This is a genomic window from Mesorhizobium sp. M4A.F.Ca.ET.050.02.1.1 (assembly GCF_003997725.1).
GTDB lineage: Bacteria > Pseudomonadota > Alphaproteobacteria > Rhizobiales > Rhizobiaceae > Mesorhizobium.
Genome location: NZ_RZSG01001017.1, coordinates 1 through 1,854, shown reverse-complemented (window position 1 = coordinate 1,854; position 1,854 = coordinate 1). Strand labels below are relative to the sequence as shown.

The following is a 1,854-nucleotide window of genomic DNA, read 5'->3' as shown; positions in this document are numbered from 1 at the left end:
GCGGGCCCGGCGACGCGAAGGCGTATTTCACCCGCGCGGCTGCCTATGGCACCACTTTCTACGGCCAGCTCGCCGGCGAGCGCGTGGGCTTGCGGACTCTCAACATCGCCTATCCGCAGCCAAGTGCCGCCGACCGGCAGAATTTTGCCGGCCGCGAGGCGGTCAGCGCCATCAAGCGGCTGCAGGAGGCGGGCTATGACCGCTATGCCGAGACGCTCTATCGCGATCTTGCCGGGCAGTTGACCAGCCCCGGCGAGCTGGCGCTGCTTGCGGTGCTCGCCGAGAAGCAGGGCAACCATTTCATGGCGCTGAAGGTCGGCAAGATCGCCGTCGCGCGCGGCATCGATGTCGGCGCGCTGTCGCACCCGCTTGGCGTCATCCCCGACACCGCCGACATTTCCGGATCCGGCAAGGCGCTGGCCTATGCGATCGCGCGCCAGGAAAGCGAGTTCAATGTCGGCGCCATCTCCAGCGCCGGCGCGCGCGGGCTGCTGCAATTGATGCCGGGCACGGCCAGGCAATTGGCGAAGAAGGCCGGGCTGACGTTCTCGCAGACGCGGCTGACAAGCGACGCCGGCTATAATGCGACGCTGGGCGCCGCTTTCCTCGGCGAGCAACTCGACCGCTTCAGCGGCTCCTACGTGCTGACTTTTGCCGGCTACAATGCGGGTCCCAACCGCGCCGCCCAATGGGTGGCCAAATACGGCGACCCGCGCGGCAAGGACACGGATGCCGTCGTCGACTGGATCGAGCGGATTCCCTACACGGAAACAAGAAGCTACGTGCAGCGCGTGATGGAGAATTACGAGGTCTACAAGATGCGTATTTCCGGGAAGTACGACATCGTCGGAGATCTGGTGAATGGGCGGAGTTGAGCCGTTTTTCCCCTTCTCCCCCTGTGGGAGAAGGTGGCTCGGCGCGTAGCGCCGAGACGGTTGAGGGGTGTTGGACGGATCGCCGCCGTCGCCAAGCTGGAGCACCCCTCATCCGACCGAGCTTCGCTCGGCCACCTTCTCCACAAGGTGAGAAGGAGGAGCCTCACCGATTTGACCGCCCCTGCCCTCGCCTGTAGCACTCGCAGACGAATCGGCAATGGCGAGGGACGTGTCCGCATGCCAGGCGAAGGTTTCTCCGACTTTTTCTATGACGCGCCGGATGGGCTCCGGCTTCACGCCCGCATCTATGGCGAAATCAATTCGGGTCGTTGGCCTGTCGTCTGCCTGCCCGGCCTCACCCGCAACGCGCGCGACTTCCACGAATTGGCACTGCGCCTGTCGAGCCAGACCGAGCGCAAGGTTGTCGCCTTCGACTATCGCGGGCGCGGGCAATCGGCCTATGACCCTGATATCAGCCATTACACTGTCGGCGTCGAGGCCGGCGATGTCCTGGCCGGGCTGGCGGCACTGGACATCGAGGACGCCGGTTTCATCGGCACCTCGCGCGGCGGGCTGATCATCCATGTCCTCGGCGCGATCGCGCCGGCGGTGCTGAAGGCCGTCGTTCTGAATGACATCGGCCCGGTGATCGAGGCGCCCGGCCTCGCCCATATACGCTCCTATCTCGACGGCGCACCGAAGCCGAGGACGTTTACCGAGGCACTCAGTGCCCAGCGCGGCGTGCATGGCGCAGACTTTCCGGCACTGACCGAAGCGGATTGGGAGCGAATGGTGTCGGCGCTCTATCACGAGACCGACGCCGGGCTGGTGTCGGATTTCGACCCAAGGCTGGTCGATACGCTGGCCAGTCTCGACTTCAGCAAGCCGCTGCCCGATCTGTGGCCGCAATTCGAGGCGCTCACGGCGTTGCCGCTGCTTGCCATACGTGGCGCAAACTCCAAGCTGCTGTCAGCAGCAA

At 65.1% G+C, this 1,854-nt stretch carries 2 protein-coding genes; both read left to right on the top strand.

Annotated features, from left to right (window positions below):
• Positions 1-875, top strand: an 875-nt coding sequence (locus EOA33_RS34425) for a lytic transglycosylase domain-containing protein (RefSeq protein WP_145989475.1), incomplete at its 5' end; no start/stop codon positions are given.
• A gap of 237 nt (positions 876-1,112) precedes the next feature.
• A partial coding sequence (locus tag EOA33_RS34420; RefSeq protein WP_145989474.1) for an alpha/beta hydrolase occupies positions 1,113-1,854 on the top strand: 742 nt, incomplete at its 3' end.